The sequence below is a fragment of the Martinezella lusitana genome, assembly GCF_010668395.1.
Lineage (GTDB): Bacteria > Pseudomonadota > Alphaproteobacteria > Rhizobiales > Rhizobiaceae > Rhizobium > Rhizobium lusitanum_A.
This window is the reverse complement of sequence record NZ_WUEY01000050.1, coordinates 1-7,035: the sequence shown is the minus strand read 5'-3', so window position 1 is coordinate 7,035 and position 7,035 is coordinate 1. Positions and strand designations below refer to the sequence as shown.

Genomic DNA, 7,035 nt, shown 5'->3' with positions numbered 1-7,035 from the left:
CGTCTTCGGACAGCAGCTTCATGACCGGCGGCGAGGTTTTCGTCGATGGAGGCCTGGCGCAGGTCTGAAGCCCCTGAGCGTTGGGGCTTGAGAGCTTCGATAACGTGGATCGAAGCTCTCAGGGCGCTACGGTAGCTGGAATATGAAACGGTCGCCGCTAAGGCTGAAGCCCCGTCTCGAGATGCGCGTGACGGGGCCAGACGGCGTCGAACGGTTCTCGGCGAATTAACCTCGTGACCGTGATCTGCTGCTCTCGCGCATTTGTCCGTGAAGACCGGCGACAAGCGTAGTCGCTTCGCGTTGCGTTGAGCTTTTTCAGCGCCTCCCGCGATGCGCCCGATACAGTGGGTTGTCTCCGTGATACCTGTCCTGGGCTCACCCCTTGGGCGCAGGTAGACGATCATGTTGGCAACTTCCTCGGTCGTTGCAAAACGCTGGATGAGGGAGGCCGGACGCGTTGCCTTCAGGAAACCTCGCTCAGCTTCCTCTTATGCGATTCCGTTCGCGGCAGCCTGCTTCGCCAAAAAGTCCGCAACCACCTCAGCGCGATGCCGTATAAATGCCTTGACTATCCAACGCCAGCCGAAGTTGGCAAGCTCGATCCGGCCTACATGCAAAGTGAGGCCGAGATTGAATACTGGCTCAAAGGCGACGATCTGGCCGAGGCACGGAATAGGGCAAAGGAAGCGCTGTCGGCGCAGGTTCGCCGTTGGAACGCCGCAGACAACGTCATCGGGTATACCAGAGCCCAGGAGGCCGAGAGCGCGGCCTCTGATCGCGAGTTCGCACTGGCTGCGGAACTGTGGGAGATGCCCGCGCAGTCCATTGAAGGAACAATCGCCAAGCTGCATGGGGTTCTGACCCTCGGTATTGCATCGCGTGACTGCGACGAATTTCCCTGGCGGTCGCTACGTTCCTTGATGAAGGATCTTTTGGAGATGCAACAGGCAGTTTGATCCCGCAGCCGCCAGCTCAGGGATGACCAGAATAAAGACGGCATCGCACTCGTGATAGACCTTGATTGTCAGTTGGTGGCCCGACGTCGACCACAGAACCAATACCGCAAGAACGATACCGCCATGTCTCTTCCATCCACCGCGATCAGCCCGCGCAAGAGGAGCTTCGGAAGCTATTTAGATCGCAAGGCCGCCCATCGATTGATAAGAGGCAGTTGCTGACGAGAATTGAAGTCGCAGTCACCGATCCCCTGGCGAGATGCTCGTCATGCGCAGATCAATGAAACCCACTGGATACGCAAGCGAAAGTTGCGTGCAGATACACGCAATGATCGTAATGCTGATCATCCCGTCTCAGGGACGCGCACGCTCCGCCGCTCCGAGTAAACAACGCTTTCCGTTTTTGCAACTCGAATGGAACACGCAGGACGGTTCATCCGTTATCGAGATGATCCATTTCTAGTTGACGAGGAAAATTATGAAGATTATCTCGAAAACACTTTCTGTAGCGGTGCTGGGTGTAACTCTTGGCCTGACCTCCATTTCGGCCGCTGGCGCGGTGCCGATGTCCGGGATCGTTTTGCCCAATGCCCATGACGTGGAGCAGGTCCAGTGGCGCCATCATCACGGTGGCGATGGCTGGTACCGCGGGCATCGTGGCTATCGCGATTATCGTCCTGGCTACAGGCGACACGGCGACTACTGGTATCCGCTAGCCGCCTTTGGTGCTGGCGCTCTGATCGGCGGCGCTCTGGCAGCGCCAACCCGCCCCAGCTATGGCTCAAGGCATGAAGAGTGGTGCGCCAGCCGCTACCGCACTTACGACCCCGGCACTGACACCTACGTGCCACGTGCGGGAGTGCGCGCAAGATGTGTCTCACCTTATTAAGTGGGTGCCGCGAGACTATATTATTGACGCCCCCCTCTTGGAGCGTCGATATGCGTTGACTGCTCGGTCACGTCTCGCCGATGTTTGACGAGAATGGCTATCCGCGGCGATCTTAATAGAATGGTCTTGAGGACCGACGGCGCGGCTCTCTGGTTCTAAATGACTGACGAGGGAAGGTTCATGGCGTGCCAAGAAGGGATATTAGCGCCGCTCCTCACAGTCGATTTGTTAAGGTATAGGAAGCCGGCGGATTCGCACCCTTCCTTGAGGGCAGACTGATCATCATGCGCCTAAAGCATGTGTTCAATTGCCCCGTAAGAAAATGAACGAAGTCGAAAGACTCGGATGCAGGTGTCCGGTGTTTTGAGAGAGGGACCGGCTGCGGGCCGGTTTGGCAACGTCGCTGGGCTGCATCTTGCAACCGCTGTCGCACTCTGCCTTGTAGGACAAGTCATAACATGCCAGATGCGCATGCTCAATATGACCCGCAAAAAAGCCTGAACTCGGAATGGGACGTCTTCGGTAAAAGAAAGGCCCTGTCTTGCGACCGGGCCAAGCAGTGCTGTTGTGGGAAGCGGGGATATCAAGCCCTACCAGACAATTAACGGCGATCGTCGCCCAAAGTTCCAGCCCTGCTCTTAAATTTCGGGAGCCTCCATAAAGCCAAGACTGCTCCCGCATGGATCAAGGTGTTTAAGTATCGGTCGACCGCTCATCGATTGAAGTTCTGAGAATTCTTTCGCATTCCCTCCAGAGGCCGGACACGAACTCATCGGGTTTTGACCAGTCTTCAGAAAGCTCGATCCGCGCTTTTGACTGCTTTGCCGCGACCAAAAAATGAAGAAGCGCCGCGTCGGCCGGCGCCTCACCTTTGATGGCATGGGTGCATTGAATAACGGCTTGCTTATAGAGATCATCTTTCGGGCCACGCCAGCTCTTAAGCAGGAATTCTGCTGCTTGACGAACATTGTTGATCTTTGCCTTTTCGTGGCTTGAGATTTCGATCGTCACTGTTCTTGACCAAAAATCGCTCTGCATTTCCGGCGCCCCACAAGTATTCATCGAATTGATGAATACACATGCTTGCGCGAGGCTTATTTACCATGTCGCCATAGAGGAATTACATTATGAGCCCCATGAAATGCTTGGTGGCGATTCGTGATTCTATTCCTCCGAACATCCCAAGATGTACGTTCCGAATAAGGCCGCTATTGTCTCGGCTTCCGCCACCCGGCGGTCTGCGCATCTGCCTCGCTGCAGATACTGCCATTTTCGTTGATGTTGCAAGATGGATCGGCCTTTTCCTTCACCTGTCGGGTAATCGGCTGTGGAACGAGCTTATAGCCGCCCGCGGCGACAAACGACACTGCTGAGAGCGCCGCAAACTCTCTCTCGAAGCGCGTGATTTTGACATCGAGCGCTTCTATTTCCTCGTAGATGGCGAGGATGGTATCCCGCACCGTTGCTGGTATTGCCGGTATCGCGCTATCGCGCAGGTATACCGCAAGTCGCTCAAGCTTCGCGGTTCCGGCCCCGTTATTATACCGAATTCGGCAAGATGCCCACGCAGAGCTTGGAACGCCTTGGTTCTCTGCCGGATGAAGAGAACCCGCGCTTTGATGAGGGCGGTCAGCGCTTGCTGCTTGACCGATTTCACCGGCACACTTGGCAAATCAGCTTGCGTAGCTGCGATAGCAATTGCCTGCGCATCTAAAGCGTCCGTTTTGTCTCGCTTAACGAAGGGTTTTACGTACTGCCCGGGGAGGATTTTCGTTTGGTAACCCAGCGCACCAATCTCTCGCGCCCAAAAGTGGCAGGCGCTTCCGGCTTCCATGGCGACTATACAGGGTGAAAGGCTCTCAAAGAAGGTCTTTACCTCTTCACCACGCAGCTTTGTACTGAACGTCTTACCGCCATCAGCACCGACCCCGTGCACTTGAAATACGTTTTTGGCCAGATCCAGGCCAACGATAACTGTCTGCGTCAAAATGGACTCCCTAGGTTGAGCGACAGCTCTCGTAACTTTAGCCGATTAAGCATTGGTGTGGGTCCACCGGAAACGAAGCTATGACAAAGTTCGGATACTTTTGGGCTGCTGGAAACAGGGGAGGGGTCTTTGGCAAATATCTGCCACGGCACATTGAGTATGTCCGCAGCCTGTTGAGTTGTCAGCATTTTGCTGACCGGCACCAAGGTTTACGGCGTCTCCAGACCAATATGTCGCAGATCCGTAAGCAGACCTGATATGGCAAGTGTCAATGTTATCTCAACGGGTTGTTTGGTTTCTTCGTCGAGTAATCGCAGCTTCGTGCCAGTAGCATAGGCTGCTAGAACTTGTTGAAGCTGGTTTGCGCTTGCCTTCTCAAGTGCTGACGGTAGGCGCCCACCCAACTCTTGTGCGGATGCTGGAACGGTCATCGAGGTCTCTCTCGATCGGCAGTTACTAAATAATCTATATTCGCAATAATCGAAATGAACGAAGTTCCGACGGCCGAAATAGTTGGCTCTGGTTCGCGCTTTATCCAGTTCTCCTTGCTCCCGCCTCAAATGCTCCTCGATTGGCTCACGAGCCACAGCGAATATGGGGTTGCTGATATCCTAGTGCGAATCCATTGACGAAATGGGAACATCTTCATTTGCGAGATGTTTATCCGACGGAGGATGCGGTCTCCAATCCTCCGGGGGTGCGTCAGGAATTGCTTCAGCGGCTGCATCAACCGTGGCGCACCCCTCGATCCGCGCGAACGAGATGGTTCTACCTGATCCACCCAAGATGATACAGCAGGGCCGCTGCGCCGAGGATAACCGGCATCAGCAGGATCACAATTGCAAAGATCAACTCGTTCAAATCGCGGGGATACATTGTTTCATCCTGGAACTTCCGCGAGCTGAACGGGCATTGCCTCCAAATGTTCCAAACCGAGTGGAACATTTGGGCGGCCACGCAGTTCAAAGGCAGGGAATGATGCTCACGAAGTCCTCTGTTCCCTGGGTACGCCACGGTCCCTCCTTCCCGGAAACCGTGGCGTACTTTCAGAAAGAGGGAACTTTGATCACGATAGCAGCCGGTGAACGCAGACCACACCGGCATTTCCGGCTGGATTTCCTGAACTTGTATACCTGCGTTCATGGAAACGGCTGGACTTTACCTCTTTAGCTCGTAATGTAAATCATCGTTACCAACCGAACGTGTAGGCGGTGGCGACTGAGGGTCGATAGGGCTCCCGCCTGCAAGATCGACGAGGGAGCGTTATGCCCTTTCGGAAATACGCGGCGACGCCGCTAGACCCCAATTTTCGTGAAAATCTCTATCGCTATACAAGAAAGCTGGTTTGCTCCGATTTGGCGGCAAGCCGTGTCGTTCAACGGACCATCGAGGTTTTGTGTCACGAGCCCGAATTGTTAGATGGCGGGGATGTCAATGAGACAATATTCGTCCTGTTGCGCCGGCATGCTTTCGACGAGAATGATCTGGTAGCGAGCCGAATTTCCGTGAGCAGGCACTTCGTTTCCGCGAATAGCGATAAAAAAGAATATCTGCCGACGGTCAGTGGTGGCTAGGATTAAGACCCGTTAAATTGAAACCAGCAGATGACGGCGCGATGACGCATATTGCTGAGAAAAAGGTGCGCGTGCACCGGTCGTAACGGATTACGATGCGCCGTCAGTCTTTGACTTTGGCGAAGAGGTCCTCCGCCTCGTGAAGCCCTATCTGCTTCAGTTGGACGGGATGCGGGGCTCGATGCAATTTACCTGCAGGGCTCCCCGGAAGGCCTTATCGTCGCAATCCATCGGCAATCAGCGTTGATCCGCCGCCATCTCGCTCGGAGGCGACCAATAGTAGAACGGGTCAATGCCAGGATAATCCGGCAGCCGATTGAGGATTTCCCGCATGCGCTTGAGATGCTTTCGCAAGGCAGCCGACTTCATCAGCCCACGCTCTTTGAAACGCTCGTCGTAACACCGAATACTGACATATTGCATGAGTTCATGGAGAGCGATTGCGTCACTGTCGCTGACAGTCATGGCAGCAGCTTTCGGTTTAGGTTGGCCATCGCACTCGTCAGGATCATCTTTTAGATAGATCACGTCACCCATAACGGTTCTCCTGTGGGTTGGTGGCGGAGAGCGGATCGCGATGGGTTTCCGGCTCCTAAGCTGGCCTGAATCCCCTTGTGAAGCCTTGGCTCATCGCCGCCTCGGTCAACGCTAACTGACCGCGGACGAACTGCAGCATAATCAACGCCGCACCGATCGTCGCGCAGGCATCGCCATCATGTAGGGCAAGCGCCGCATCGATCGGATCAAGCTCAGGCTCTTCGGCTATTAGTTTGGCATTCATAGGCGCACGTCTCCGTTCCGCCGATCGACGGCGGTCCTAATGTTGAAAATTCTGGAAACCGAGGCTTGCTAAGTCTCGTTTGTTCACAATATGTTCACGCAGGAAAATTGAGTCAAGACGACTCTTTAAATGCTATGTGAACGAGATGAGAATCGCCGCCGCTACGATTGCCGCCCTGCTGTTCGCCAGTCCGATCTATGCTGGCCAGCCAGCCGCGGCTAAAGTCTCCGTCTGCTTCACGCCGGCCGAACTGTGCGAGGACCGCATCGTGGATGCGATTGACCGAGCCAGATTGTCCATCCGGGTCCAAGCCTATGGCTTCACGTCCCTGCCGATCATCCATGCGCTGCAGCGGGCCGCGGGCAGGGGCATCGAAGTCCTAGCCATCCTCGATAAGGTCAACGAGCGCAAATATTCGGGCGCCACGCTGTTGGAAGCCGCCGGCATTCCGGTATGGATCGATTTCGAACCGGCGATAGCCCACAACAAGATCATCGTGATTGATGGCCGGCTGACTATCGGCGGGTCTTACAATTACACCGCCGCGGCTCAGAAGCGGAATGCAGAGAACGTAACGTTTACTGAGGGCAGGGAACTTGCTCGCGAATATTTGGCGAACTGGGATAGTCGGTTAAAAGTGTCTCGGGTGTTTGAAAACAGCGCGACCAAAGGCCTTTCAGGCAGCAACTAGAACGTGATTTCGTTTCGAAATTCGCCTTCGCTGCGGATTCCGACGTGAAGCCGGCCGGCATTCCGATCAAAGACCGGCCACCATTCCGATTTGAAGCCGGCCACTATTCCAATCAAAGACCGGCCGATTTTCGGCACTGAAGAATACCCCCCTGGGT

9 protein-coding genes and 1 pseudogene are annotated in these 7,035 nt (G+C 55.0%); 4 read left to right on the top strand and 6 right to left on the bottom strand.

Translation table 11 applies throughout. From position 1 onward, the window contains the following. Positions 1-305: 305 nt before the first annotated feature. The gene (locus tag GR212_RS36325; RefSeq protein ID WP_163994934.1) at positions 306-956 is read left to right on the top strand and encodes a hypothetical protein; all 651 of its coding nucleotides are present in this window, start codon (positions 306-308) and stop codon (positions 954-956) included. Positions 957-1,434: 478 nt separating this feature from the next. After that, the gene (locus tag GR212_RS36320; RefSeq protein ID WP_163994932.1) at positions 1,435-1,845 is read left to right on the top strand and encodes a BA14K family protein; all 411 of its coding nucleotides are present in this window, start codon (positions 1,435-1,437) and stop codon (positions 1,843-1,845) included. A gap of 693 nt (positions 1,846-2,538) precedes the next feature. On the opposite strand, the gene GR212_RS36315 is transcribed toward GR212_RS36320, so the two are convergent. The 4 genes and pseudogenes from GR212_RS36315 to GR212_RS36305 all read right to left on the bottom strand — a co-directional run bounded on the left by GR212_RS36315 (position 2,539) and on the right by GR212_RS36305 (position 4,975). Then, entirely contained in the window at positions 2,539-2,883 is a 345-nt protein-coding gene (locus tag GR212_RS36315) for a DUF982 domain-containing protein (protein ID WP_163994930.1), read from the bottom strand. A 385-nt stretch (positions 2,884-3,268) separates the two neighbouring features. After that, positions 3,269-3,832 carry an IS110 family transposase gene (locus GR212_RS36310; RefSeq protein ID WP_163994927.1) on the bottom strand — a complete coding sequence of 188 codons (564 nt, stop codon included), beginning with the start codon at positions 3,830-3,832 and terminating at the stop codon, positions 3,269-3,271. A gap of 149 nt (positions 3,833-3,981) precedes the next feature. Then, positions 3,982-4,263, bottom strand: a pseudogene (locus tag GR212_RS37465) (hypothetical protein); the annotation flags it as partial. 337 nt (positions 4,264-4,600) lie between these two features. Further along, a complete protein-coding gene (locus tag GR212_RS36305; RefSeq protein WP_163994925.1) occupies positions 4,601-4,975 on the bottom strand; it encodes a hypothetical protein in 375 nt (124 codons plus the stop codon). Between the two features lie 122 nt (positions 4,976-5,097). Here GR212_RS36305 and GR212_RS36300 point away from each other — a divergent pair, with 122 nt between their 5' ends. Next, positions 5,098-5,406: a hypothetical protein gene (locus GR212_RS36300; RefSeq protein WP_163994923.1), complete on the top strand. Its 309-nt coding sequence runs from the start codon at positions 5,098-5,100 to the stop codon at positions 5,404-5,406. Between the two features lie 237 nt (positions 5,407-5,643). On the opposite strand, the gene GR212_RS36295 is transcribed toward GR212_RS36300, so the two are convergent. Together GR212_RS36295 and GR212_RS36290 are read right to left on the bottom strand one after the other, a co-directional pair. Then, the gene (locus tag GR212_RS36295) at positions 5,644-5,943 is read right to left on the bottom strand and encodes a hypothetical protein (protein ID WP_163994921.1); all 300 of its coding nucleotides are present in this window, start codon (positions 5,941-5,943) and stop codon (positions 5,644-5,646) included. 55 nt (positions 5,944-5,998) lie between these two features. Then, positions 5,999-6,187, bottom strand: a complete 189-nt coding sequence (locus tag GR212_RS36290; protein ID WP_163994919.1) for a hypothetical protein — start codon at positions 6,185-6,187, stop codon at positions 5,999-6,001. Between the two features lie 145 nt (positions 6,188-6,332). Here GR212_RS36290 and GR212_RS36285 point away from each other — a divergent pair, with 145 nt between their 5' ends. Further along, positions 6,333-6,878, top strand: a complete 546-nt coding sequence (locus tag GR212_RS36285; protein ID WP_163994917.1) for a phospholipase D family protein — start codon at positions 6,333-6,335, stop codon at positions 6,876-6,878. The last annotated feature ends 157 nt before the right edge of the window (positions 6,879-7,035 follow it).

Excerpts from the sequence above, each read along its gene's own strand:
- GR212_RS36320 (WP_163994932.1), top strand. The coding sequence starts at position 1,435 with ATGAAGATTATCTCGAAAACACTTTCTGTAGCGGTGCTGGGTGTAACT.
- GR212_RS36315 (WP_163994930.1), bottom strand. The coding sequence starts at position 2,883 with ATGCAGAGCGATTTTTGGTCAAGAACAGTGACGATCGAAATCTCAAGC.
- GR212_RS36305 (WP_163994925.1), bottom strand. The coding sequence starts at position 4,975 with ATGAACGCAGGTATACAAGTTCAGGAAATCCAGCCGGAAATGCCGGTG.
- GR212_RS36300 (WP_163994923.1), top strand. The coding sequence starts at position 5,098 with ATGCCCTTTCGGAAATACGCGGCGACGCCGCTAGACCCCAATTTTCGT.
- GR212_RS36295 (WP_163994921.1), bottom strand. The coding sequence starts at position 5,943 with ATGGGTGACGTGATCTATCTAAAAGATGATCCTGACGAGTGCGATGGC.
- GR212_RS36290 (WP_163994919.1), bottom strand. The coding sequence starts at position 6,187 with ATGAATGCCAAACTAATAGCCGAAGAGCCTGAGCTTGATCCGATCGAT.
- GR212_RS36285 (WP_163994917.1), top strand. The coding sequence starts at position 6,333 with ATGAGAATCGCCGCCGCTACGATTGCCGCCCTGCTGTTCGCCAGTCCG.